22 protein-coding genes are annotated in these 25,174 nt (G+C 67.1%); 14 read left to right on the forward strand and 8 right to left on the reverse strand.

Going from position 1 to position 25,174, the window contains the following annotated elements; genetic code table 11:
* Positions 1 to 141: 141 nt before the first annotated feature.
* From QTI04_RS23505 to QTI04_RS23515, 3 genes are read right to left on the reverse strand one after another with little or no spacing between them, the layout of a single operon-like run.
* The gene (locus QTI04_RS23505; protein WP_286617738.1) at positions 142 to 1,557 is read right to left on the reverse strand and encodes an efflux transporter outer membrane subunit; all 1,416 of its coding nucleotides are present in this window, start codon (positions 1,555 to 1,557) and stop codon (positions 142 to 144) included.
* A complete protein-coding gene (locus QTI04_RS23510; RefSeq protein WP_286617739.1) occupies positions 1,547 to 4,756 on the reverse strand; it encodes a multidrug efflux RND transporter permease subunit in 3,210 nt (1,069 codons plus the stop codon). Before QTI04_RS23510 ends, QTI04_RS23505 begins: the two co-directional genes overlap by 11 nt.
* Positions 4,757 to 4,770: 14 nt before the next feature.
* The gene (locus QTI04_RS23515) at positions 4,771 to 5,838 is read right to left on the reverse strand and encodes an efflux RND transporter periplasmic adaptor subunit (protein ID WP_286617740.1); all 1,068 of its coding nucleotides are present in this window, start codon (positions 5,836 to 5,838) and stop codon (positions 4,771 to 4,773) included.
* 296 nt (positions 5,839 to 6,134) lie between these two features.
* Here QTI04_RS23515 and QTI04_RS23520 point away from each other — a divergent pair, with 296 nt between their 5' ends.
* The 4 genes from QTI04_RS23520 to QTI04_RS23535 all read left to right on the forward strand — a co-directional run bounded on the left by QTI04_RS23520 (position 6,135) and on the right by QTI04_RS23535 (position 9,573).
* The gene (locus QTI04_RS23520; protein WP_286617741.1) at positions 6,135 to 7,241 is read left to right on the forward strand and encodes a calcium:proton antiporter; all 1,107 of its coding nucleotides are present in this window, start codon (positions 6,135 to 6,137) and stop codon (positions 7,239 to 7,241) included.
* A gap of 137 nt (positions 7,242 to 7,378) precedes the next feature.
* The gene (locus QTI04_RS23525) at positions 7,379 to 8,575 is read left to right on the forward strand and encodes an SMP-30/gluconolactonase/LRE family protein (RefSeq protein ID WP_286602304.1); all 1,197 of its coding nucleotides are present in this window, start codon (positions 7,379 to 7,381) and stop codon (positions 8,573 to 8,575) included.
* 85 nt (positions 8,576 to 8,660) lie between these two features.
* Positions 8,661 to 8,993: an SH3 domain-containing protein gene (locus QTI04_RS23530; protein ID WP_286617742.1), complete on the forward strand. Its 333-nt coding sequence runs from the start codon at positions 8,661 to 8,663 to the stop codon at positions 8,991 to 8,993.
* Between the two features lie 28 nt (positions 8,994 to 9,021).
* On the forward strand, positions 9,022 to 9,573 hold the full coding sequence (locus QTI04_RS23535) for a DUF4124 domain-containing protein (RefSeq protein WP_286602307.1): 552 nt from the start codon (positions 9,022 to 9,024) through the stop codon (positions 9,571 to 9,573).
* A 6-nt stretch (positions 9,574 to 9,579) separates the two neighbouring features.
* On the opposite strand, the gene lolD is transcribed toward QTI04_RS23535, so the two are convergent.
* The gene (gene lolD, locus QTI04_RS23540; RefSeq protein WP_286617743.1) at positions 9,580 to 10,257 is read right to left on the reverse strand and encodes a lipoprotein-releasing ABC transporter ATP-binding protein LolD; all 678 of its coding nucleotides are present in this window, start codon (positions 10,255 to 10,257) and stop codon (positions 9,580 to 9,582) included.
* On the reverse strand, positions 10,250 to 11,506 hold the full coding sequence (locus tag QTI04_RS23545; RefSeq protein WP_286617744.1) for a lipoprotein-releasing ABC transporter permease subunit: 1,257 nt from the start codon (positions 11,504 to 11,506) through the stop codon (positions 10,250 to 10,252). Before QTI04_RS23545 ends, lolD begins: the two co-directional genes overlap by 8 nt.
* A gap of 122 nt (positions 11,507 to 11,628) precedes the next feature.
* On the opposite strand from QTI04_RS23545, the gene QTI04_RS23550 reads away from it, so the two are divergent.
* Both QTI04_RS23550 and recJ read left to right on the forward strand, forming a co-directional pair.
* Complete coding sequence (locus QTI04_RS23550) at positions 11,629 to 12,597, forward strand: hypothetical protein (protein ID WP_286617745.1); 969 nt, start codon at positions 11,629 to 11,631, stop codon at positions 12,595 to 12,597.
* A 2-nt stretch (positions 12,598 to 12,599) separates the two neighbouring features.
* Positions 12,600 to 14,309, forward strand: coding sequence for a single-stranded-DNA-specific exonuclease RecJ (gene recJ, locus QTI04_RS23555; RefSeq protein ID WP_286617746.1), 1,710 nt, complete (start codon positions 12,600 to 12,602; stop codon positions 14,307 to 14,309).
* 21 nt (positions 14,310 to 14,330) lie between these two features.
* Here recJ and QTI04_RS23560 read toward each other — a convergent pair whose 3' ends face one another.
* The 3 genes from QTI04_RS23560 to QTI04_RS23570 form a co-directional block, all read right to left on the reverse strand.
* Positions 14,331 to 15,002 carry a hypothetical protein gene (locus QTI04_RS23560; protein ID WP_286617747.1) on the reverse strand — a complete coding sequence of 224 codons (672 nt, stop codon included), beginning with the start codon at positions 15,000 to 15,002 and terminating at the stop codon, positions 14,331 to 14,333.
* Between the two features lie 75 nt (positions 15,003 to 15,077).
* Positions 15,078 to 16,085, reverse strand: a complete 1,008-nt coding sequence (locus QTI04_RS23565) for a response regulator transcription factor (RefSeq protein ID WP_286617748.1) — start codon at positions 16,083 to 16,085, stop codon at positions 15,078 to 15,080.
* Positions 16,082 to 19,624: an ATP-binding protein gene (locus QTI04_RS23570; protein WP_286617749.1), complete on the reverse strand. Its 3,543-nt coding sequence runs from the start codon at positions 19,622 to 19,624 to the stop codon at positions 16,082 to 16,084. Before QTI04_RS23570 ends, QTI04_RS23565 begins: the two co-directional genes overlap by 4 nt.
* A gap of 99 nt (positions 19,625 to 19,723) precedes the next feature.
* Here QTI04_RS23570 and QTI04_RS23575 point away from each other — a divergent pair, with 99 nt between their 5' ends.
* From QTI04_RS23575 to QTI04_RS23610, 8 genes are all read left to right on the forward strand, one after another.
* A complete protein-coding gene (locus tag QTI04_RS23575; protein ID WP_286602315.1) occupies positions 19,724 to 20,026 on the forward strand; it encodes an urease subunit gamma in 303 nt (100 codons plus the stop codon).
* 65 nt (positions 20,027 to 20,091) lie between these two features.
* Positions 20,092 to 20,685: a HupE/UreJ family protein gene (locus tag QTI04_RS23580; RefSeq protein ID WP_286617750.1), complete on the forward strand. Its 594-nt coding sequence runs from the start codon at positions 20,092 to 20,094 to the stop codon at positions 20,683 to 20,685.
* 10 nt (positions 20,686 to 20,695) lie between these two features.
* Positions 20,696 to 21,001: an urease subunit beta gene (locus tag QTI04_RS23585; RefSeq protein ID WP_286602319.1), complete on the forward strand. Its 306-nt coding sequence runs from the start codon at positions 20,696 to 20,698 to the stop codon at positions 20,999 to 21,001.
* The gene (ureC, locus tag QTI04_RS23590) at positions 21,002 to 22,720 is read left to right on the forward strand and encodes an urease subunit alpha (RefSeq protein ID WP_286617751.1); all 1,719 of its coding nucleotides are present in this window, start codon (positions 21,002 to 21,004) and stop codon (positions 22,718 to 22,720) included. It begins immediately after the preceding gene.
* Positions 22,721 to 22,775: 55 nt separating this feature from the next.
* Positions 22,776 to 23,387 carry an urease accessory protein UreE gene (gene ureE, locus QTI04_RS23595; protein ID WP_286617752.1) on the forward strand — a complete coding sequence of 204 codons (612 nt, stop codon included), beginning with the start codon at positions 22,776 to 22,778 and terminating at the stop codon, positions 23,385 to 23,387.
* Positions 23,387 to 24,076, forward strand: a complete 690-nt coding sequence (locus QTI04_RS23600; RefSeq protein ID WP_286617753.1) for an urease accessory protein UreF — start codon at positions 23,387 to 23,389, stop codon at positions 24,074 to 24,076. The genes ureE and QTI04_RS23600 overlap by 1 nt, the downstream gene beginning before the upstream one ends.
* Positions 24,077 to 24,091: 15 nt before the next feature.
* Positions 24,092 to 24,742, forward strand: coding sequence for an urease accessory protein UreG (gene ureG / locus QTI04_RS23605; protein WP_286617754.1), 651 nt, complete (start codon positions 24,092 to 24,094; stop codon positions 24,740 to 24,742).
* A gap of 173 nt (positions 24,743 to 24,915) precedes the next feature.
* On the forward strand, positions 24,916 to 25,173 hold the full coding sequence (locus QTI04_RS23610; RefSeq protein ID WP_286601385.1) for a hypothetical protein: 258 nt from the start codon (positions 24,916 to 24,918) through the stop codon (positions 25,171 to 25,173).
* Position 25,174: the final 1 nt, after the last annotated feature.

A 25,174-nucleotide genomic window follows, 5' to 3' on the forward strand; every position in this document is an offset into this window, starting at 1 on the left:
CGACCTTCGTGCCGACCTCCTGCCGGAGGGAAGCTGCATTGGAGATCGCGCTTGCGTCGACGCCCGTAGGCCTTGGCCAAGCGATCGCGTGCGGCAATCGCTTACAAGTTTTCGCACTCGGTTGCGCAACGATACATCGGATCAGGGCCCGGCAAATCCGCCCCCCAGCGCCACATAGAGCGACACCCCGTTCTGCAACGCAGTCGCCCGCAGCTGTATCAACTGCTGCTCCGCAGAAAAGAGATTTCGACGTGCATCGACCACCTCGAGGTAGATCGAGATGCCGTTCTCATATCGGAGCTCCGCCACCTCGGCGAGGCGTCGTTGCGCGAGCACCGCCGCCTCCTGCGCCGCAATCTGCTCCTGGTAGCGCCGCCGCCCGATCAGGGCTTCGGACACTTCGCTGAAGGCGGTCTGCACGGTGCGCTGGTAGAGGGCCACGAGTTCATCGCGCCGCGCCTGCGCCACGTCGAGTTGAGCCTGCCGCTGGCCGCCATCGAAGATCGGCAGGCTGACGAGGCCCCCGACCGACCATGCCTGGTTGCTGCTCTTGAACAGGTCGCCCAGTTCCGCCGAGGCAAAGCCCAGGTTGCCGGTCAGCGCGATGCGCGGAAAGAACGCTGCGCGCGCGGCGCCGATGTCGGCGTTGGCGGCGCGCAGTTGCTGTTCGGCCTGCAGCACGTCCGGCCGGTTGACCAGCAAGGCCGAAGGCAGGCCGGCATCCAGTTCGCCGAACTGGCCCGGGTCCTCGATGGCGCGCGTGGGTGGCAAGGGTCCCTCCACCGGCTTGCCGACCAGCACCAGCAGTTGGCTTCGCCGCTGCTCGGTCGTTCGCTGAAGCTCGGCCAGTTGCGTCTGCGCCTGCGTCACGAGGATGGCCGCCTGGTCGTAGTCGACGGTGGAGGTCACGCCTGCATCGAGGCGCAGCTTGGCAATTTCCAGCGCGTAGCGGCGTGCCTCGACGGTGTGCTGGGCCAGGTCGATGCCCTCCTCCCCGGCGCGGATGCTGTAGTAGCTCGCGGCGACGTTGCCGATCAGCGAGAGCCGGAAGGCGCGTTCACCCTCCACCGTCGCGAGATAGCGCCGTCTCGCCGCCTCGCTGAGGTTGCTCACGCGGCCCCAGAAGTCGAGCTCGTAGGACGCCATCGCGGCCTGCACGTTGTACTGGTTGAAGATGACCGAGGCGCTGGTGTTCGCCAGTTCGGGATCGATCGTGCTCAGCGGGGCCTGCGTGCGCGATGCGCCGGCATTGGCGTTGACCTGCGGCAGCCGCGCCGCGTCCTGGATGCGGTATTGCGCGCGAGCCTGTTCGATGCGGGCCACCGAGGCGACGAGGTCGCGGTTGTTGGCCAGGGCCGATGCGATCAGAAAGCGAAGCTGCGGGTCGCCGAAGAAGCTCTGCCAGCCGATCTCCGTGGCGAGCCGGCTGCCGCCCGGATCGGCCGCGTCGAAGACCTCCGCCACAGGCAAGTCCGGCTGGCGATAAGGCGGCGCGTGGTTGCACGCGGCCAGCGCGCAGCATGCGGCCAGGCACAGGACGACCGACTCACGCCTCACCCGAGCCTCCACGCGATTCACCGCCCGGCGCGCGCAGCGCCAACTCATCCGCCTCTTCGCTGTGCTTCTTCTCACGGCTCAGCCACTTGCGCGCGGCCACATAGAACAGCGGCGTGAAGAAGATGCCGAAGAAGGTCGCGGTGAGCATGCTGCCCATGACGCCGGTGCCCACCGCCTGCCGGCTCGCCGCGCCCGCGCCCGTGGCGAGCACCAGCGGCATCATGCCCAGCACGAAGGTGACGCTGGTCATCAGGATGGGGCGCAGCCGCTGCTGCGCGCCGTTCTTGGCAGCGGTCGCTGGGTCCTTGCCCTCGCTCTCTTCCTTGATCGCGAATTCGACGATCAGGATCGCGTTCTTGGCGGCGAGGCCGATGATGGTGATCAGGCCGATGTTGAAGTACACGTCGGCCGAAAGACCGCGCGCCATCGTCAGCAGCACCGCGCCGGCAACGCCGAAGGGGATGATGAGCAGCACCGCGACCGGGATGGCCCAGCTCTCATAGAGCGCCGACAGCAGCAGGAAGACCACCACCAGCGAAAGCCCGAGCAGCAGCGGGATCTGTCCACCGGCCTGCCGCTCTTCGAAGGCCGTGCCGGTCCATTCGTAGGCGAGGCTTCCTGTCAGCACCCGCTTGGCGATGCGCTCCATTTCGACAAGGGCCGCGCCGCTCGACTGTCCGGCCGCAGCTTGTCCCGAGAGCGTGGCCGACGGAAAGCCGTTGTAGCGTTCGAGCTGCTGCGGCCCGGAGATCCAGCGCACCCGCGTGAAGGCCGAGAAGGGCACTGATTCGTTCTGGTTGTTGCGCAGCCTCAGTGCGAGCACGTCCTCGGGGCGCATGCGCTGTGCCGCATCCGCCTGGATGAACACGCGCAGCACGTTGCCTTCGAAGACGAAGTCGTTCACGTAGTTGGAGCCGAAGCTCAGCGACAGGGCCTGGTTGACCTGCCCGATCTGCAGGCCCAGCGCGCGGGCCTTGATGCGATCGATGTCGACATAGAGCTGCGGCGCGGGCGGCAGCCCTTCCGCACGCACGCCGGCCAGGATGGGACTGGCGGCCGCCTCGGCCATCATCTGCTGGGTCGCCTGCTGCAGCGCCGCGCCGCCGATGCCGCTGCGGTCCTGGATCTTCATCGTGAAGCCGGTGGCATTGCCCAGCGATGGAATCGCGGGCGGGTCGAGCGCAAAGATCAACGCCTCGGGGATGTTCCTGAACGCCGCGTTGCTGCGCTGGACCAATGCGCTTGCGCTGTTCTCGCTGCCGGTCCGCTCCCCCCAGGGCTTCAGGTCGACGAAGGAAAGCGCCGCCGATTGCCCCTGTCCGAAGAAGCTGAAGCCCGTCACCGTCGCGACGTTGCGCACCTGCGGCTGCTGCTGCAGAAAGGCCTCGACCTGGTCGACCGCATGCTGGGTGCGGGCCGTCGTCGACCCCGGCGCGCCGGTGTAGGTCACGAAGATGTGGCCCTGGTCCTCGGTGGGCAGAAAGCCACCGGGCAGGCGCGCGAAGAGCCAGGCCGTCACCACGCAGGCGACAACAAAAACCAGAAGCCAGCGAAAGGGCCTGGCGATCATCCCGTCGACACCGCGGATGTACTTCGAGGTGCCGGCGTCCAGGCCCGCATTGAACCCGCCAAAGACGCGGTTCAGCATGCGCGCGGCGGCCCCCGGCTTGCGGCCTTCTGCCTCGCGTGCCAGCGTCGCGTCATCCTTGAGCAGCGCCGCGCACAAGGCCGCGCCGAGCGTCAGCGCGAGCACCGTCGACAGAAAGATCGACACCGTCAACGTCACCGAGAACTGCCGGTAGATGCCACCCGTCGACCCCGGGAAGAAGGCCATCGGAATGAACACCGCGACCAGAACCAGCGTGCTTGCGATGACGGCGCCCGAGATCTGCCCCATGGCCTTGACCGTCGCCTGGCGCGCATTGAGGCCGTCCTCGCGCATCACGCGCTCCACGTTCTCCACGACCACGATGGCGTCGTCGTTCAGGATGCCGATCGCGACCACCATGCCGAACAGCGACAGCAGGTTGATCGACATGCCGAACAGGTGCAGGCCGACGCAGGTTCCGATCAGCGCGACCGGAACGATCAGGGTGGGAATCAGCGTGGCGCGCCAGCTCTGCAGAAAGAGAAACACCACGACGGTGACCAGCAGCAGCGCCTCGATCATGGTGCGCACCACGCTGTTGACCGAGGTGTTGATGAAGGGCGTGGTGTCGAAGGGCACGCTCCACGTCATGCCCTGCGGAAAGGTCGGCTGCAGCTCGGTCATGCGCCGGCGCACTTCGGACGCCACGGCCAGCGCATTGGCGCCGCTCGCGAGCTGGATCGTCATGCCGGCGGCTTCCTTGCCGTTGACCGTGAATCCGAAGCCGTAGCTGTCGTTGCCCAACTCGACTCGTGCGACGTCGCCGAGCCGGACCGTGGAGCCGTCCGGGTTGGCGCGAACGATGATCTCGCGGAACTGCTCGGGCGTGGAGAAGCGGCTCTGCGTCACGATCTGGGCGTTGAACTCCGTCCCGCCCGCGACCGGCTGGTCGCCCAGCCCGCCGCTCGCGGTCTGGCTGTTCTGCTCCTGCACGGCGGCGAGTACTTCGCTCGCCGACAGGCCGAAGCCGCCGAGCTTGTCGCGGTCGAGCCAGATCCGCATCGCGAAGGACGAGCCGAAGAGCTGCACGTCGCCCACGCCCGCGATGCGCCGCAGTTCGTTGACGATGTTGTTCGACGCGAAGTTGCCGATCGCCGTCACATTGGACGCACCGCCCGTGGACTGCAACGCGATCAGCATCAGAAAGCCCGACGAGGCCTTGGTGACGGTGATGCCCAGCTGGCGCACCTGCAGCGGCAGGCGCGGCTCGACGCGGCTCAGGCGGTCCTGCACCTGCGTGCGCGCGATGTCCAGATCGGTTCCGGGCTTGAGCGTGACGGTGATCTGCGCGGTGCCGTTGGATCGGCTGATCGCGGACATGTAGAGGAAGTTCTCGATCCCGTTCATCTCGTCTTCGATGATCGAGGTGACCGTGCGGTCGAGCGTCTGGGCATCCGCGCCGCTGTAGACGGCCTGCACGTTGAGCGAGGGCGGCGCGACGTCCGGATACTGCTCGACGGGAAGGAGCAGCACCGCGATGAACCCGAAGAGCACCATGAACAACGCGATCACCCAGGCAAACACCGGGCGATAGACGAAGAAGCGATCCATGGATTGGCGTTCGCTCAGCGGGCTGTTCGAGCAGGTGCCGGCGCGGGCTGCGCGCTCACCTTCTGGCCCGGGCGGACCTTGTGCCAGCCATCGACGATGACCTGCTCGCCTGCCTGGAGGCCATCGAGGACGACCCACTCGCCGGCCTCCTGCGCACCGACCGCCACGTTGCGACGCACGACGGTGCCGTCGGGCGCGACGAGCGCCACACTGGCCGAGTTGGCATCGATCTGCACCGCACGTTCGGGCACGCGAATGCCCGTCTTGTGGATGCCCGATGCGATGCGCCCCCGCACGAACTGGCCCGGCAGCAAGGTGCGCGACGCATTCGGAAACTGCGCGCGGATCGTCTGTGTGCCGGTAGAGGGATCGACCGCAAGATCGGTGAAGTCGAGGTAGCCCGGCTCGCCGTACTCCTGCCCGTTCGCCAGGATCAGCCGCACTTCGACATGCGCCATGTCGGGCACCTTGAGCGCGCCCGCCCGCACCTGCTGCATGAAGTCGAGGATCACGGTGTTGGACTGCGTGAAGATGGCGCTGATCGGCTGCAGCTGGTTCACCTGCGTCATCAGCGTCGCGGCACTCGCGCTGACCAGCGCGCCTTCAGTGACCTGGGCGCGGCCCACGCGGCCGGCAATCGGTGCCCGCACGGTGCTGCGCTCGAAACGCAGCTGGGCGCGCGTCACTTCGGCACGCGCATCGCTCACGTTGGCCTCTGCTTGCCGCAAGGCGGTCTCCGCCGCTTCGAATTCCTGTGCGCTCACCGCCTGCCGGCTGACCAGCGGCCTGAAGCGCGAGACGATGGAGGCTGCATTGGAGCGCGCCGCCTCCGCCCGGCTCAACGCAGCCTTGGCCTGCTGCAACAGGGCGCTGTAGTCACGCGGGTCGATCAGGAACAAGGGCGCGCCCGCGGGCACGTCCGTGCCTTCCTGGTACAGCCGGCGCTCGACGATCCCGTCGACACGGGCCCGCACTTCCGCCGTCCGGACGGGCTCGATCCGGCCGGGGAGTTCGACGGTACTGGAAACAGGGGCTGCTTCGACCTTGACCACCAGAACGTTCGTCGGCGGTGCAGCGGCCATCGGCGAGGCTTGATCGTTGTTGCCACAGGCAGCGCAGGCGAGCGCAAGCAACTGGACGGCAATCAATGCAGGGCGTCTGGCTGATCGATGCGGCAATCGATGTTCCTTGGAGAAGGGATTCTTCGCGCTGGGATGCTCGACAGAATAGCAAAGTAGCGTGTCGGCGCGAGGCGCATCTTCGTCAAGCAGCGCGCCTGCCGACAGCAAGAACGTCCAGGTTTACAAGCGAGCGCCGTGCCGGTAAAAGCCACGAGCCCGCACCTGTTCGAGGCAACTCACCGGAGCCAAGTGGGAACATGATCTTTATGGGGCGTCTTGCCATTGCATGGGCGACGGTGGTGCTGTTCTTCCTTCTTGGAGATGCATGGCTGGCCGATCCCGGTGCGGGTTTGCGCGCGGCGGTGCTATTTCTCTGGCTGTTCGTGGTGATCCTCTGGTGCGCGTTCGGCGTCGTGGAGCAAGCGGACCATCTCGCGAACCTCCTCGGCGAGCCGCTGGGCTCGCTGGTGCTCACGCTGTCCATCGTGATCATCGAGGTCGTGCTGATCGCGGCGGTGGCGCTCGGCAGCGAGGCCACGCCGACGCTGGGACGCGACACGATGTTTGCCGTGGTGATGATCGCGCTGAACGCAGGGGTCGGGCTGGCCTTGCTACTGGGCGGGCTGCGACATCGCGAACAGGCCTACAACCTGCAGGGCGCCGTGGCGTATCTCGCGGTGATCATCCCGTTGGCGTCGATCGCGCTCATCCTGCCCAACTTCACGCAGGCTGTTCCGTCCGGGAGCCTGACGACCATCCAGGCGGTCTTCTTCTCGCTCTTCACCCTTCTGCTCTATGCCATCTTCCTGTTGATCCAGACCCGGCGCCACCAGGGATTCTTCGTCGAGGCGCCGGCCGAGGGGACCGCTCGAGCAGCTGCAGGCATGCACGAGAAGCGCAGTCCATCAGGCGCCGCGTTGGTGCGTCACACCTTCCTGCTCCTGGTCACGTTGCTGCCCATCGTGCTTCTGTCCGGGCGACTCGCCATGTTGATCGACCACGGCACTGCCGCGCTCGGAGCCCCTGCTGCCTTGGGCGGGGTACTCATCGCGATCATCGTCTTTGCGCCCGAAGGGATCACCGCGCTGGCGGCGGCGCGTGCCAATCAACTGCAGCGGTCGATCAACCTGTGTCTCGGGGCTGCGACCTCCACCATAGGGCTCACGGTACCGGCGATCCTCGTCATCGGGCTCATGACTGGAAAGACCATGATCCTCGGTCTCGATCCGACAGGCATGACTTTGCTCGTTCTCACCTTGATCCTGAGCACGCTCACGTTCTCCGGGCCGCGCACGACGGTCCTTGAGGGTGCAGTGCACCTGGTCGTGTTCCTCGTCTACGTGGTCCTGATCTTCAGCCCTTGAACCCGGTCTGGTGTAACCGCAGAGAAGGGCATAGGATGCGAACCCTTCGCGACCTCGCGTTGTCCAGCTTCTTCCAACGATGTTTGTGGAGGTGAGTCATGGCGCATAGAGAATCCGAGCCGCATCCGAATGCTGCAATGCAGCGCCGCAGACTGATCTGCGGGATCGGAGCGACCTTGGGGGCCGCAATGGTCGTCCCGCGCGGCGTGCACGCGCAGGCTGCCAAGGCCGCACCGGTCGGCCCGCCCAGCACCATCACCCAGCCGCCCCGCGACTTCAGCCACCGCGGCGCGCCGACCACCTATTTCACCGACCCCGACGTGCTGACGGTCGATCCGGCCTTCGACGGCCTGCGTCAGCCCAACGCCCCGATCCAGCGGCTCTGGACCGGCGCCTTGTGGGCCGAAGGGCCAGCATGGAATTCGGTTGGCCGTTTCCTCGTATGGAGCGACATCCCGAACAACCGCCAGCTTCGCTGGAGCGAGGATGACGGGCACGTCAGCGTGTTCCGGTCGCCCTCCAACAACAGCAACGGCAACTCGTTCGATTTCCAGGGACGGCAGCTCTCCTGCGAGCACCTGACGCGAAGAGTCGTGCGCTACGAACTCGATGGCTCGGCGACGATCCTCGCTTCGACCTTCAATGGCAAGCGGCTCAACTCGCCCAACGACATCGTTTCCCATACTGACGGCAGCTACTGGTTCACCGACCCACCCTACGGCGCCCAGCTCTATGAAGGCACGGTCGACGCCGCCGGCGGGCCCGCCAACAAGGCCGGGCGCCTGAACCCCAGGCTGGGGCAACCGCCGGAGATCGGCTCCTACAAGCGCGAGTTGCCGACCGCGGTCTACCGGCTGGACAAGAACGGCACGCTGACGCAGGTGGCCGGCGAAGACATCGTGCCGGACCCCAACGGCCTGTGCTTCTCGCCCGATTTCAAGAAGCTCTACATCGTCAGCACCGGCCAGGGGCCGGGCGACACCATTCCGGGTGGCAAGGGCGAGATGCATGTGTTCGACGTCGGAGCGGACAACAAGCTCAGCGGCGGCAAGCGCTTCAGCGACTTCATGATCGACGGCGTGAAGTGCGGGCCCGACGGTGTCCGGGCCGACGTGGACGGCAACCTCTGGTGCTCCAGCAACGCCGGGCGCAACGTGGGCTACAGCGGCGTGACGGTGTGGACGCCGCAAGGCAAGCTCATCGGCCGCATCCGGCTGCCCGAGGTCTGCGGCAATGTCTGCTTCGGCGGGCCCAAGCGCAACCGGTTGTTCATGGCGGCCAGCCAATCGCTGTACGCGGTCTACACGGCGACCCAGGGAGCCGCGCCGGCCTGAAGCATCCTTCTTCGAAGGGCTGGCGGAGCCCGGCGCGCATATAGTGAAGGCGGATCGGACGTGATCCCTATTGCCGGAGCTGCCCATGTCGCTTGCGAAATCGAAGTCCTGCCTTCTCGCCCTGCTGCTCTGCGTGCCGCTCTCCGCGCTCGCCATGACGACGACGACCACGCGCCCGCTCAATGTGCGCGGCGGCCCCGATCGGGCCTACGAGGTGGTGGCTGTTCTTCCTGCACGGACTTCCGTTCGCGTGAACGGTTGCATCAGCAACTGGCGCTGGTGCCGCATCGACTCCCGGCGTCACCGCGGGTGGGTCGACTCCCGGTACTTGCAGCACTCCGTTCGCGGCCGGGTGCCGGTCATCAACGACAGGCGCTGGTCGCCGTCCGGACCTGGACACTCCCGCCCTGCAGGCTGACGCCTCCTCGGGCGACAATGAACGCTCCATGCGCCAGTTGCTCATCCTCGCGATCGCGACCACGCTCGGCCTCGCGGCCGACGCCGAGGTGATCCGCTGCGAGGACGCCGCCGGCAACGTGAGCTATACCGATGGTTCGTGTTCGGCCGGCTCCAGGCCGGTGGGGCGCGTGTCGGTGCCGGAACCGGCGAGGCCGGCACGCGGTGGCGAGGATGTTCCCCGCGCCGCACTGCCACAGGGTTATCCGGGGGACGCCGTTCGGCCGATGCCGCAACCGTCAGGCCCCGCCATCATCGACTCCCGTGGCGCATCCGGCAGCAACGAGCAGTCCACCGATTCACGCTGGAGCGACCGTGGCGACGACCCCGTAGTGATCGACTACGGCTACCCCTACCCCGGCGGCGCCTATCGCCAGCCCCAGCGGCCGCGCGACATGCGGCCCCGAATCCGCAACTGCGACGCGCAGGGTTGCGAGGACAAGCAGGGCAACCACTACGACCGCTCCGGCCAGTTGGACCGCTACCGGAGCATCGACGGCAAGACCTGCCGGCCGGTGGGGACGACCACCATCTGCCGCTGAGCGGGGTCAGTTCGCGAGCCGGCCCGCAGTCAGCCGCAGCACGCGATCGCAGCGCAAGGCGAGGCTCTCGTCATGCGTGACCATCACGAAGGCAGTCCCCCGGTCGTGCGCCAGCTGAAGCATCAGCGCAAAGACGCCGTCGGCGGTCGCGCGATCGAGGTTGCCGGTCGGCTCGTCGGCCAGCACGCAATCCGGCTGCGTCACCAGCGCACGCGCAATGGCCACGCGCTGGCGTTCGCCGCCCGACAGCTCGGCGGGCCGGTGCTGCACCCGTTCGTCGAGGCCCACGGCTTTGAGCATGGACACTGCCGCATCCGTCGACTGGGCGGGTGGCATGCGCCGGATCTTGAGCGGCATCGCCACGTTGTCGAGCGCGCTGAACTCCGGCAGAAGGTGATGGAACTGATAGACGAAGCCGAGGTGCATGTTGCGCAGGCGGCCCTGCTCGGCCGCGTCCACGTGCGCGATGTTCTCGCCATGCAGTTCCACGCTGCCGGCCGTGGGCGCGTCGAGCCCGCCCATCAGATGCAGCAGCGTGCTCTTGCCGGAGCCCGAGGCGCCGACGATCGCGAGCGTCTCGCCCGCGTGCACGTCGAGATCGACGCCATGCAGCACGGTGAGATCGATGCGGCCTTCATGGAAGCGCTTGGTCAGTCCGCGGACTTTCAGCACCACATCACTCATAGCGCAACGCCTCCGCGGGATTGACGCGGCTCGCGCGCCAGCTCGGGTAGAGGGTTGCCGCGAAAGCGAGGATGAGCGAGATCACCGTGATCGGCACGATGTCGCCGCGCTGGGGGTCGCTCGGCATCTTGCTGATGAGGTAGATGTCCTTCGGCAGGAAGCTCGCATGGAACAGCCGCTCCAGCGCCGGCACGATCACATCGATGTTGTAGGCAATGCCCAGCCCCAGCAGCAGGCCGCCGAGCGTGCCGATGACGCCGACCATCGCGCCCTGCACCACGAAGATGCCCATGATGCTCTTCGGGCTCGATCCCAGCGTGCGCAGGATCGCGATGTCGGCGCGCTTGTCCGTCACTGTCATCACCAGCGTCGAAACGAGATTGAAGGCCGCGACGGCGACGATCAGCGTGAGGATGATGAACATCATGCGTTTCTCGACCTGCACGGCCGCGAACCAGGTCTTGTTGGCGCGCGTCCAGTCGCGGATCAGGAAAGAGCCCGGCAGCGTGGCGCCGAGTTCCTCGGCCACCTCGCGCGCCTGGTGCAGGTTCTTGAGCTTGAGGCGCACGCCGGTCGGGCCTTCGAGCCGGAACACGCGCGCGGCGTCCTGCTCGTGGATCATGGCGAGCGCCGAGTCGTATTCGTAGTGGCCCGAATCGAAAGTGCCGACCACGGTGAACGGCTTGAAGCGCGGCAGCACGCCGGCCGGCGTGACCTGTCCGCCCGGCGCCACCAGCGTGACCTGGTCGCCCACGCGCACGAAGAGCGATCGCGCCAGTTCGACGCCCAGCACGATGCCGAACTCGCCCGGCACCAGTTTGTCGAGCGCGCCCTGCTGCGCGGTCGTGGAAATGTCGGTCACCTGGGGTTCCAGCGTCGGCTCGATGCCGCGCACCAGTGCGCCCTTCATGTCTTCGCCGCGCGCGATCAGCGCCTGCGCGGCAATGAAGGGCGCGACGCCGACCACCTGGGGGTTCTTGCGCGCGCCGGCCATGATCGCGTCGAGATCTCCGAGCGCCTGGCCGTCACGCGAGAAGATCTCGATGTGCGAGATCACGCCGAGCATGCGGTCGGTCACTTCCTTCTGGAAGCCGTTCATCACGCTCAGCACGATGATCAGTGCCGCCACGCCCAGCGCAATGCCGAACATCGAGACACCGGAGATGAAGGAAATGAAGCCGTTGCGCCGCGTGGCCCGGCCCGCGCGCGTGTAACGCCAGCCGAGTTGCAGTTCGTAGGGAAGTCGCATCAGGCCTCCCGCCGGGCCGCCCCAAGGGAGGCCTGCACCCCCTCGGGGGGCAGCGAATACACGAAGTGATGAGCGTGGTGGCTGTTCATCGCCGGGATTGTGGCATCCCGGACAATAGGCCCATGTCAGCCTTGCTCTCTTCCCGCCATCTCCTGATTCCCTTCGCCGGCCGTGGCTCGCCCGCTTGCCGCGAGGCGCTGGCGGGATTGCGCCTGCCGAAGCTCGAAGCGCTCCTGTCCCGGCTGACGCTCGTCCACGAGGACGTGCAGGACGACAGCACACTCTCGCCGCCGCACGAGCGTGCGCTCGCCGATGCCCTGGGCATTGCAGCAGCGGACGGCTGCATCCCCTGGGCAGCGCTGGAAGCAAGGCAGTCCGGCCTGGCGTCAGCCGAGGACAGCGCAAGCTGGGGCATGGCGACGCTGTGCCACTGGCAGGTGGGCATCGACGACGTGGTGCTGGGCGACCCGGCGGCGATCGAGATCGACGCCGCCGAATCCGCTGCGCTGCTGGCGGCCGCGCACCCCTTTTTCGAGGAAGATGGCATCGCGCTGCACGCATCGGCCACGCCCGGCCGTTGGCTGGCAAACGGCAAGATCTTCGACAACTTGTCGACGGCATCGATCGATCGCGCGGTCGGCTTCCCCATTTCGCAGTGGTCGCCTTTGTCCGATGCGGCGCGACCCCTGCGCAGGCTCCAGAACGAAATGCAGATGCTGCTCTACACCGAGAGAGTGAACGACGCGCGCACGGCGCGCGGCGTGCCACCGATCAATTCCTTCTGGCTCAGCGGCACAGGCCACCTGCCGGATTCCTTAGCCCCGAACCATCCCGCCCCCATCGTCGCCGACACGCTGCGCACGCCCGCTTTGCGCGATGACGGCGCCGGATGGGCGTCAGCGTGGCAGGCGATCGATGCCGGCCCAGTGGCGGAACTGCTCGACGACTACACGCGCGGCGCCGAGGTCACGCTCACGCTGTGCGGCGATCGCGGCACGCGACGCTTCGGCGTGCAATCACGCGGCATGGTGCGGTGGGCCAAAAGCCTGTTCAACCGACCGGGCGCGGCCAACGCGCTGGAGGCGCTGTGATCATGAAGATCGTCGCCCGCGACATCCCCCCGCGCAGCGCCTGGGCGCTCGAACAGGCCGGCGTGCATCCGCTGCTGGCGCGGCTCTACGCCGCGCGCGGCGTGCTGGGCAAGGAAGAACTCGACGACGGCCTCGCGCGCCTTCTGCCGCCCAACACGTTGCGCGGCACACGCGAGGCGGCCGTGCTGCTGGCCGATGCGATACGCGACGACAAGCGCCTGTGCGTCGTCGCCGACTACGACTGCGATGGCGCGACCGCCTGCGCCGTCGCCGTGCGTGGGCTGCGCCTGCTCGGCGCCAGGCACGCGAGCTATCTCGTGCCCGACCGCGTGACCGATGGCTACGGCCTCACGCCTCCGATCGCCGAGCGCGTGGCGGACAGCGGCGCCGACATGCTCATCACGGTCGACAACGGCATCGCGAGCGTCGAAGGCGTGGCGGCCGCCAAGGCACGCCATCTGTCGGTGCTGGTGACCGATCACCACCTCCCGGGCTCGTCGCTGCCCGAGGCCGACGTGCTCGTGAATCCGAACCAGCCCGGCTGCGACTTCGAGAGCAAGAGCATCGCCGGCGTGGGCGTGATGTTCTACGTGCTGCTCGCGCTGCGCTCCGAGTTGCGCACGCGCGGCGTGTTCGACGTGGCGACGCAACCCAAGCTCGACGCCCTGCTGCCCCTGGTCGCGCTCGGCACCGTGGCGGACGTGGTTCGGCTCGACGCCAACAATCGCCGGCTGGTCGCCCAGGGCCTGCGTCGCATCCGCGCCGGTGCCATGCCTGCCGGCATCGCGGCGCTCTTCAAGGCGGCAGGCCGCAATGCGGCATCTGCAACCACCTTCGACTTCGGCTTTGCGCTCGGCCCGCGCATCAACGCCGCAGGACGTCTTGCCGACATGACGCTCGGCATCGAATGCCTGCTGACCGACGACGCCGGCCGCGCGGATGAACTGGCGCGCACGCTCGACGGCATCAACCGCGAGCGGCGCGACATCGAAGGCGGCATGCGCGACAAAGCGCTCGTGCTCGCGGAATCGCTGTTCGACGACACACAAGCACCGCCTGCTGCGATCAGCGTGTTCGGCGCGGATTTCCATGAAGGCGTGGTCGGCATCGTCGCCTCGCGCATCAAGGAACGCTTCCACCGGCCGACTTTCGTCTTCGCGGCGAGCGGCGCCGATGGCAAGTCGCACGAGCTCAAGGGCTCGGGCCGATCCATTCCTGGCTTTCATCTGCGCGATGCACTCGACCTCGTCGCCAAGCGGCATCCCGGCGTGCTGCTGCGCTTCGGCGGCCATGCGATGGCGGCCGGCTGCACCGTGGCGCGGGAGCAATTCCCGACCTTCGAACAGGCGCTCGCCGAAGTGGCACAGGAGTGGCTCGACGCCGCGACCCTCACACGCCGGCTGGACACCGACGGACCGCTCGCGCCGGAGTACCTGCGCGTGGATCTGGTAGATACGCTGCACCGCGAGGTGTGGGGCCAGGGCTTTGCGCCGCCGACCTTCAGCGAGGAAGTGGAAGTGGTTTCGCAGCGCCTCGTCGGCGAGAAGCACCTGGCCCTGAAGCTCAAGCACCGCGGCAAGCCGGTGGACGGCATCTGGTTCGGCCACACCGAGCCGCTGCCGCCCAAGGTGGTCATCGCCTGGCGGCTCGATGCGGACGAATGGCAAGGGGTGCGTCGCGTCAGGTTTCTCGTGGAGGGCGCGGAGGTCTGAAGCTTCCGGGCCTGCCGCGCTTCAGAATCCCTTGAACTCGTGGTTGAGCCCGATCACGTACACCCTCGGGCTGCCCGCCACGCTGCTGCGCGCGGCGCTCACATCGACACTGATCAACGGCGTGACGCTGAATCGCGCCCCCACGCGTGACGTCCAGAAACCGAAGGCGCGGAAGCGCTCGAACATCAGGCTCACCCGGTCATTCAGCGCCCATTCGCCCTGAAGCCCGCCGCGCCCTGTGCGTTCGCCGGTCACCGTCGACCAGTCGGCCCCGAGATTGGCGTTGATCCACAGGCTGTCGAGCGCGCGCCAGCTCACGGGCAGCAGGACCTGTCCGCCCGTGTGGCCGCCGTGCGTGACATCGGCAACGACGCCCGCGGACACCGCCGCGACCAGCGTCGCATCGGCGCCCTGGCCGAACCAGGTCCACTTGACCTGCGGCCCCAGCACCACGCCATACAGCTCCGGCACGGAATAGCGATCGAAATTGAAGCTCAGTTCGACGGGTCCGACCCGGCATGCGGGCCCCAGGTGAAAGTCCGTGACGGGCTCGGGCCCGAAGCGCCCGTACCAGGTCTCGTTCTGGCATTGGCCGGGGTCCAGCGTGAAGGCGTCGTCGACATCGAAGTGGCCGCCCGCCCGCGCGGTGACCGCGAACAGCCACAGCAGGATGAGGACGACGTGTCGGTGCATGGCGGCCGATTCTAGAAGCCGTGCATGTCGGCTTCGCGGCCATCATGCGCCCGCCGCGCCCCATCGGCTACGGCTTCAGATCTCGAACTGCGGCTGCAATTCGCGGATTCGCTTCATCGCCACGCCGGCCGCTGCCGTGCGTGTCTCGACGCCAAGCTTCACGTACACGCGTTCCAGATGCTTCTTCGCGGTCGCGGGACTGCTGCCGAGGATTTCGCCGATGTCCTTGTTGGTTTTGCCCTTGACGACCCAGTAGAGCACCTCGGCCTCGCGCGCGGTGAGCTTCAGGCTCAGGCTCATGGCTTCGATGACCGCGGTGTCGGAGACCTCGCGCATGATGATCAGCCAGTCGTCGCCATCGTCGTCGTGGCCGGTCTGCTGGTGCAGGCGCACATTGAGGCCCGTCGCGCCCTGCTCGATCGTCAGCACGGGCGGTTCGATCTGGCGCTGCTGCGCATCGGGCAGATGGCGACGCAGCCAGTCGAGCACGACGGGCGGTGTCACCGGCGCGCTGGTGCCGCAGTAGCGCAGCAACAGGTCGCGCGCCAGCACGGTCTGCCAGATGAGTTTGCCCTCGGGCATGCGCACTGTGAAGCTCGCGTAGCCGAAGGCATCGAGTGCATTCCGCGCTTGGCCGGCCTGCTGCGCCTCCTGGCGTGCGCGACGGGCGCCTTGCAGATGCACGTTCATGCGCGCCAGGACTTCCTTGGGCTTGATCGGCTTGGTGACGTAGTCGACGCCGCCCGCTTCGAGCGCGGCGACCAGGTGCTCGGTCTCGGTGAGCCCGGTCATGAAGACGATCGGGATGTGCGCCGTCGCGGCGTCGGCCTTGAGGCGGCGCGCGACTTCGAAGCCGTCGATGCCGGGCATCATCGCGTCGAGCAGCACGATGTCGGGCCGCGCCTGCGCGGCGCGCTGCAAGGCCTGCTCGCCGCTGGTGGCGACGAGCACGGTGTAGCCGGACTCGTCGAGCGCGTCGTGCAGCACGGCGAGGTTGTCCGGCACGTCGTCGACGATGAGAACCAGGTCGCTGTTGCCCGCGCTGCCGCGCAGCGCGCTGACGAGTGGCGTGGCCGTGCTCAAGATGTGCCCACCGCCGCAGTCAGGACGCGACTCATCGCCTCAAACTGAAATTGACGCGCCAGAGCGCGTTGTGCCGCTGTCCATGCGGCGCATTCAGGCTGTGCCGAATCGATGTCATCGAGCTGGTTCATGATCCCTCGAAAGTAACCGAGGCCTACTACCTCTTCGAGCGCGCGCAGGCGCTCGGCAGAAGGCACCACGGCAGTGGCTGGTGCGGACGCAGGCGGCTCCGCGGCCTGGTCGTTCCAGCGCAGTTCGAGCCGGCGTTCCAGCCAGTCGAGCAGTTCGCTGTGGCGCACCGGCTTGACGAAGAAGTCCTCTGGCGCGATACCGACGTCGTTGTCCAGGCGCTTGTCGAAGGCATTGGCCGACACGATCGCGACCGCGGCGTTCGCGAGGCCGAGCGCGCGCGAACGACGGATCGTCTCCCACCCGTCGATGCCCGGCATTGCCAGGTCGACGAACATCGCATCGGGCCGCCAGCCGGCCGCGATCAGGTCGAGCGCATCGTGGCCGCTCGCCGCCGTGCGCAGTTCGAATCCCAGCGGCGAGAGCACGTGCGAGAGCAGTTCGCGATCGGCCTCCTCGTTGTCGACCACCAGCAGCCGCCGGCGCGGGCCTTCGTAGCCCCGCCGCACACGCACCACGGGCGCCGCCACCCTCCGCACGCTTGCAGCTTGCACTTCGTGCACGTGAGGCAGGAACAGGCGCAGGCGAAACACCGAGCCTGCGCCGGGCGTGCTCTGCACGGTCATCTCGCCGCCCATCAGATCGATGAGCATCTTCGCGATCGTGAGTCCGAGGCCGGCGCCGGGCGCTGCAGGGCCGGCGATCGCTCCACGCGCGAAGGGCTCGAAGATGCGGCCCAGTTCCTCGACCGACATGCCCGGTCCGGTGTCCTCGATCTCGATCGCGGCGAACTCGCGTGCATACCTCAGGCGCAGCGTGACCTGTCCCACGGCGGTGAACTTGATCGCATTGCCCAGCAGGTTGATGAGGATCTGCCGCACACGCTTCTCGTCGGCACGCACCAGTTCCGGCAAGGCGCCGGTGGGCTCGAAGCGGAAGGCCAGGCCCTTGTCCTCGGCCTGCAGTTCGAACATGTCGGCGAGCTCGCTCATGAGTTCGGCGAACTGCATCGGCTTCGCATTCAGCCTGAGCTTGCCGGCTTCGATGTGGGCGATGTCGAGCGTGCCTTCGATCAGCGACAACAGGTGCTCGCCGCCTCGCTTGATGACCGCGACCGCTTGCCGGCGATGCGGCGGCACGGCGGCGTCCTCGCCCATCAGTTGCGCATAGCCCAGGATGCTGTTGAGTGGCGTGCGCAATTCATGGCTGATGGCGCTGATGTAGCGGCTCTTGGCCTGGTTGGCCTGGTCTGCCTGTTCGCGCGCCTGGTCGGCGGTCTGCTTGGCGGCCTGCAGTGCGCGGTCGGTCTCGCGGTGCAGTTCGATCTCGCGCACCAGCAGATGGGTCTGGCGGTTCGATTCCTCCTGCGCGACCTTGCGGCTCTGATGCGCAAGCACCAGCCACCAGGCGACGATGCCCGCGATCACCAGCAGCGCCATGTAGGCCTTGAGGAAGCCCGAGCGCAGCGAAACGGGCCGCAGGTCGGCCAGCGCGCTCTCGGTCAGGGCGGTTTCGCCGAGCGCGCGCAGTTCCTGCTGATAGAGCACGCCGAAGACGGCGGCCAGCAGCGGCACGACGATCAGCATCAGCAGCAGGAAGTGGCCGAGGCCCGTGTCGAGGTACGGCCACACGCGGCGCGGCAGCAGCCAGCGCAAGGCGCCCGACCATTGCGCGGACAGGCTCGCCTGCGGCTTGCACAGATCGCCGCAGCGCGCATCGAGCGTGCAGCACAGCGAGCAGATCGGCCCCTGATAGGCCGGGCAGTGCGCCATGTCCGGCCCCTCGTACTCGCGTTCGCAGATGGCGCAGCGCTGTGTGCTGAGCCGGCGGTAGCTGCCCGCATCGGATTCGACGCGCGCCCAGCGCACTGCAGAGCGCCGCGCGGCCGGCGCGAACGGAGCGGCACCGCGTTCGTCGGAGACACGCGCGATGTAGTACTTGCCGCGCGTGGCCCAGGCGATAAGCGGCGCCGTGACGAAGGCCGTGCCCAGCGCGATCAGCGCCGAGAAGGCCTGCGCCAGCGGCCCGAACACGCCGAGGTGCGCGGTGATCGACAGCACGGACGCCAGCGCCATGGCGCCGACGCCGACCGGATTGATGTCCCACAAATGCGCTCGCTTGAACTCGATGCCCGGCGGGGAGAGACCCAGCGGCTTGTTGATGACCAGGTCGGCCACGACCGCCATCATCCAGGCGATGGCGATGTTGGCGTAGAGGCCGAGCACGTCGCCCAGGGCCTCGAACACGTTCATCTCCATCAGCATGAAGGCGATGAGCGCGTTGAATACCACCCACACGACGCGCCCCGGGTGGCTGTGCGTCACGCGCGAGAAGAAGTTGCTCCACGCCAGCGAGCCCGCATAGGCGTTGGTGACGTTGATCTTGAGCTGCGAGATGACGACGAACACCGCCGTCGCCGCGACCGCCCAGCCGTAGTTGGGAAAGACGTACTCGTACGCGGCGAGGTACATCTGGTTCGGATCGACGGCGCGCTCGGGCGGCACCATGTGACTGATCGCCAGGTAGGCCAGCAGTGCGCCGCCCAGCATCTTGAGCACGCCGAGCACCACCCAGCCCGGCCCGCCCGCGAGCACCGCCGCCCACCAGCGCCCCCGATTGGCTGCAGTGCGCGCCGGCATGAAGCGCAGGTAGTCGGCCTGCTCGCCCATCTGCGTGATCAGCGCGATGCCGACCGTGAGAGCAGCACCAAAAAGGTGCAGATCAAAACCGATCGAAGACGACTTGACACCGACATAGTGCGAGATGCCCGAGAACGCACCAGGATCGCGCGCGAGGACGTAGCCGAAGGGCACGACCAGCATCAGCAACCAGATCGGCTGCGTCCAGACCTGCAGCCGGCTGATCGCCGAGATCCCGTGCGTAACGAGCGGGATCACGACCAGCGCGCACACCAGGTAGCCCCAGACCGGGGGGATGCCCAGCGCCAGTTCCAGCGCATAGGCCATCACCGCTGCTTCGAGCGCGAAGAAGATGAAGGTGAACGACGCGTAGATCAGTGAGGTCAGCGTCGAGCCGATGTAGCCGAAGCCGGCGCCGCGCGTGAGCAGGTCCATGTCGACGCCATAGCGCGCCGCGTAGACGCTGATCGGCAGGCCGGCCAGAAAGATGATGAGCCCCGTGACCAGGATGGCCCAGAAGGCATTGACGAAGCCGTACTGCACCAGAAGGGTGGCGCCGACCGCCTCCAGGATCAGGAACGAGGCCGCACCGCCGAAGGCCGTGTTCGCGACGCGCCATTCCGACATGCGCCGGAAGCGCTGCGGCGTGTAGCGCAGCGCATAGTCCTCCAGCGTTTCGCTGGCGACCCAGCTGTTGTAGTCGCGCCGGACCTTGACGATGCGCTGCGGCGCTTCGTCGCTCGGAGCGGGGGGAACGGCGGTGGAGTGCACATAGGGATGCGTGCAACAGTCATGCCCGTTCGAGAGCCGCCACGGAACCGGCTTGGAGGGGTGCGCAACAGAAGGCATGACTGTTGCAAAGACTTGGGCATGGAACTGACACCGCGCGAAAAAGACAAGCTGCTGATCTTCACGGCGGCGCTGCTGGCCGAACGGCGCCGCGCCCGCGGCCTGAAACTCAACTACCCGGAAGCCATCGCGCTGATTTCGGCGGCCGTGATGGAGGGCGCGCGCGACGGCAAGAGCGTCGCCGCACTCATGAGCGAAGGCCGCAACGTGCTCACGCGCGCGGACGTGATGGACGGCATTCCGGAGATGATCCCGGACATCCAGGTGGAAGCCACATTCCCGGACGGCACCAAGCTGGTGACCGTGCACCAACCGATCGTATGACTCACCCCCAGGCTCGCGCACTTCGTGTCGCTCTCCTGAAACTGAATAACAACCGAGGATCTGCCATGCGTTTTTATCGTTCTGCACTTGCCTTGCTTGCAGCGCTGCCGCTGGTTGCCAGCGCGCACCCCGGCGTCGACGGCGGACACCACCACGGCTTCGTCGCCGGTTTCTTTCACCCCCTGACCGGTGCAGACCACCTGGCCGCGATGGTGGCCGTGGGCCTGTGGAGCGCGCTCACGGCGCGCCGCGCCTGGCCCGATCTCCTGTGGGCGCCTCTGGGCTTTTCCGTGATGCTGCTGGCCGGCGCGGTGGCGGGCCTGGGCGACGTGCAACTGCCTGCGGTCGAGCCGATGATTGCCGCCTCGCTGCTGGTGCTGGGGCTGCTGGTGGTCACGCAACGCCGTCTGCCGGCCTTGGCCGCCGCAGCGCTGGTCGGCGTCTTCGCCGTGTTCCACGGCATCGCGCACGGCCAGGAGCTGGCCGGTGAATCTGCGGCCGCGATGACGCTCGCGGGCATGCTCGCCGCCACCGTGGCGCTGCACGGGGCAGGCATCGCGGTCGGTTGGTCGCTGCGCCAGAGCCATCGCTGGCTGCCGCGCCTTGCCGGCGCCGCCGTGGCGATGTTCGGCGTCGCCCTCCTCGGCGGCCTGGCCTGAGGCAGCGCCGATGATCCCCGGCGAACTCATCACCGACGAGGGCGAGCACATCCTCAACCCCGGACGCCGCACGCTGACGCTGGTGGTGCAGAACACAGCCGACCGGCCGATCCAGGTCGGCTCGCACTATCACTTCGCGGAGACCAACGGCGCGCTGGGCTTCGACCGCGAGGCCGCGCGCGGCATGCGCCTGAACATCGCATCGGGCACCGCCGTGCGCTTCGAGCCCGGCCAGCAACGGACGGTCGAACTCGTGGACTTCGCCGGCGACCGCGTGGTCTACGGCTTTCGCGGCCTCGTACAAGGAAAACTCTGAATGGCAACGATCGGCCGCCGCGCCTACGCGGAAATCTTCGGCCCCACCTTGGGTGACCGCATCCGGCTCGCCGACACCGACCTGGTGATCGAAGTCGAGGAGGACTACACGCTGCATGCCGGCGGCTACGGCGAAGAAGTGAAATTCGGCGGCGGCAAGACCATCCGCGACGGCATGGCACAGGGCCAGCGCACGCGCGCCGAAGGCACCGTGGACACGGTGATGACGAATGCACTGATCCTCGACCACTGGGGCATCGTGAAGGCCGACATCGGCCTCAAGGACGGACGCATCGTCGCGATCGGCAAGGCCGGCAACCCCGACGTGCAATCGGGCGTGGACATCGTCATCGGTCCGGGCACCGAGGTGATCAGTTGCGAAGGCAACATCGTCACCGCGGGCGGCATCGACAGCCACATCCACTTCATCTGCCCGCAGCAGATCGAGGAGGCGCTGGCCTCGGGCGTGACCACCATGCTCGGCGGCGGGACCGGACCCGCCACCGGCACCTTCGCCACGACCGCGACGCCGGGGCCGTGGCACATCGAGCGCATGCTGCAGGCGGCCGACGCCTTCCCGATGAACCTCGGCTTTCTCGGCAAGGGCAATGCCAGCCTGCCGGCCGCGCTGCACGAGCAGATCGATGCGGGCGTGATCGGCCTCAAGCTCCACGAGGACTGGGGCACCACGCCGGCTGCCATCAGCAACTGCCTGGACGTGGCCGACGCGACCGACACTCAGGTCGCCATCCACAGCGACACGCTCAACGAATCGGGCTTCGTCGAGAACACCATCGCCGCGGTCGGCGGCCGCGGGATTTGCGCGTTTCATACGGAAGGCGCGGGCGGCGGCCACGCACCGGACATCCTGTGCGTGGTGGGCGAGGCGAACTTCCTGCCTTCGTCGACCAATCCGACGATGCCCTACACGGTGAACACGCTCGACGAGCACGTCGACATGCTGATGGTGTGCCATCACCTCGACGCCGGAATTCCCGAGGACCTCGCCTTTGCCGAAAGCCGGATTCGCAAGGAAACGATCGCGGCCGAGGACATCCTGCACGACATGGGCGCCATCAGCATGTTCAGTTCCGACAGTCAGGCCATGGGCCGTGTAGGCGAAGTGATCATCCGCTGCTGGCAGACCGCCCACAAGATGAAGGCGCAGCGAGGCAAGCTTCCGGAAGACGAGTCACGCAACGACAACTTCCGCGCCAAGCGCTACGTCGCCAAGTACACGATCAACCCCGCGATCTCGCACGGCATCGCGCACGAAGTGGGCAGCATCGAGGTCGGCAAGTGGGCCGATCTGGTGGTGTGGAAGCCAGCCTTCTTCGGCGTCAAGCCATTCACGATCATCAAGGGCGGCAGCATCGCGATGGCCGCGATGGGTGACCCGAACGCATCGATCCCGACGCCGCAGCCGGTGCATTACCGGCCCATGTTCGGTGCCTTCGGCGGCTCGCTGGCAAGGAGTTCGCTGACTTTCGTTTCGCAAGCCGGGCTTGCGGCGGACATCGGCCGGCGCTACGGGCTTGTCAAAAACCTGAGTGCGGTGAAGAACATCCGGAGCGTCAGGAAGCAGCACATGGTGCACAACGCGTTCACACCGAAGATGGAGATCGATGCGCAGACCTATGCGGTGCGCGCCGACGGGCAACTGCTGACCTGCGATCCGGCAATCTCGCTGCCGATGACGCAGCGGTATTTCCTGTTCTAGGTTCGAAGATGCGCGCGGATCGACAATCCGCATTCATTCGAACAACCTGCCTCCCATGCTCACCGCCAACAAACTCATGCCCCAGGGCGGCGGCCTCGCGCCCGTCCTGCTCAAGCGCGCCGCCACTGTCGAACTCGACTGGGACGTCCGCCAGAAGAGCCGCTTCGACACCACCGATTCGCAGGGGCGCCGGATCGGCGTGTTCTTGCCGCGCGGCACGGCCGTGCGTGGCGGCGACGTGCTGGTCGCCGAGGACGGCTCGCTGGTCAAGGTGATCGCCGCGCGCCAACCGGTGCTGGTCATCACGCACTGCAGCGAACACGGCACGCCCTTCGACCTGATGCGCGCGGCCTATCACCTCGGCAACCGGCACGTGCCGATCGAACTCAAACCCGACCACCTGAAGATCGAACCCGACCACGTGCTGGCCGGCATGCTGCGATCGATGCACCTGATCGTGCGCGAGGCCGATGAAGCCTTCGAGCCCGAAGGCGGGGCCTATGGCGCGCATGGTGGTGGACATGGGCATTCGCACGGCGCGGGGCCGGTAGGGCCGGTGCTGCATCCGGACGCCTATGCCGGCTCGCACACCCCTGGCGATCACGATCACGATCACGATCACGATCACGATCACGACCATGACCACTCGCACGGCCATTCGCATTGATGGATGACGCGCCGGCCGCCCTGTCCGCAGCGAGCTTCCTGCAACTGATCTGGCTCGCGTCACCCGCGCTGCCGGTGGGCGGCTTCTCCTATTCCGAAGGGTTGGAGGCCGGCATCGAATGGGCCGGGCTCGGCACCGAGCGGGCCGCTTCCGACTGGCTCGTCGACCAGCTTCACCTGAGCCTTGCGCGCACCGACCTCGCCGTCCTGGCGCAAGCCATCCCTGCCTGGCGCAGCGGCGACATGCCACGCGTCAGCGCGCTCAATGCCTGGGTCTTCCAGACCCGCGAATCCGCCGAGTTCCTGTTGCAGACCGAGCAGATGGGCCGCTCCTTCGTCGAATGGCTCAAGCTGCATCACGACGATGCGGCAACGGTGTTCGAAGACCTGCCCGCGAGCTACCCGATCGCCTTCGCCTTCGCGGCGAGCCGCACCGAGGCAGCATTGCGCGATGCCTGCCTCGCCTTTGCTTTCGGCTGGGCCGAAAACATGATTGGCGCCGCGGTCAAGGCCGTGCCGCTGGGCCAGAGCGCGGGCCAGCGCATGCTGGGCCGACTGGCCGCGGAAATTCCCACGGCGGTCGATCTTGCGATCACACTCACGGATGATCGCCGGCAGGCTTTTTCACCCATGCTCGCGGTGCTCTCCGCCCGGCACGAAACCCAGTACTCGCGTCTCTTCCGAAGCTAAAGCACGTCAGCACCTATGTCCTCCGCCCTCCACCACATCGCTCACCGCACCAAGAAACTGCCGCCGCTTCGCGTGGGCATCGGCGGCCCCGTCGGCTCCGGCAAGACTACGCTGCTGGAGATGCTCTGCAAGACGATGCGCGACAAGTACGACCTCGTCGCCATCACCAACGACATCTACACCAAGGAAGACCAGCGCCTGCTGACGGTGGCCGGCGCCTTGCCGGCCGAGCGCATCATGGGCGTGGAAACGGGCGGCTGCCCGCACACCGCGATCCGCGAGGACGCATCGATCAACCTGGAGGCGATCGACCGCATGCTGGTCCAGTTCCCGGATGCCGACGTGGTGTTCGTCGAGTCCGGCGGCGACAACCTCGCGGCCACCTTCAGCCCCGAGTTGTCGGACCTCACGATCTACGTGATCGACGTCGCAGCCGGCGAGAAGATCCCCCGCAAGGGTGGCCCCGGCATCACGAAGAGCGACCTGTTCGTGATCAACAAGACCGACCTGGCGCCCTACGTCGGCGCCGACCTGGGCGTGATGGAGGCGGACACGAAGCGCATGCGCAAGCAACGGCCTTTCGTGATGACCAATCTCAAGACGCGCGCTGGCCTCGCGGAGGTGGTGTCCTTCATCGAAGAGCGCGGCATGCTCGCCGCCGCCTGAACCCTCGGGTCAAGAAGTTCGCTGGCCTCCTTGATCGGGGTCGCATCGAATTGTTACCCGAAGCGTGAAATGGTCCACATCTTGCTGGCAGGCATACATCGTCGGGCGGATACTTTAGTTAACAAGGAAGCGAGACACTGCCCACAACGAAGTGAACAGCTCTTGTAACGATCATGGCTTCAGAGGCAATCTTCCTTCCCGCGACTGGCAGCGTCCAGTTCGCCATCTATCCCGACGGGTACGACGGCGCCCGGATCATCGCCCGCATCGACGAGGAAGCGCTGCACGCCCGCTTCCATGCGCCCGAAGGTGGGGATTCCGAATTGGTGCAAGCGTACGCACGGAACGCCGATTCGATCGACGCCATTGCCACCGAGCGCTATCGCGAGAACCCGAACGTCGCGATTTGCCTCCACAGCAACGACTTCTAGC

It is taken from the genome of Variovorax sp. J22R115, assembly GCF_030317005.1.
GTDB lineage: Bacteria > Pseudomonadota > Gammaproteobacteria > Burkholderiales > Burkholderiaceae_C > Variovorax.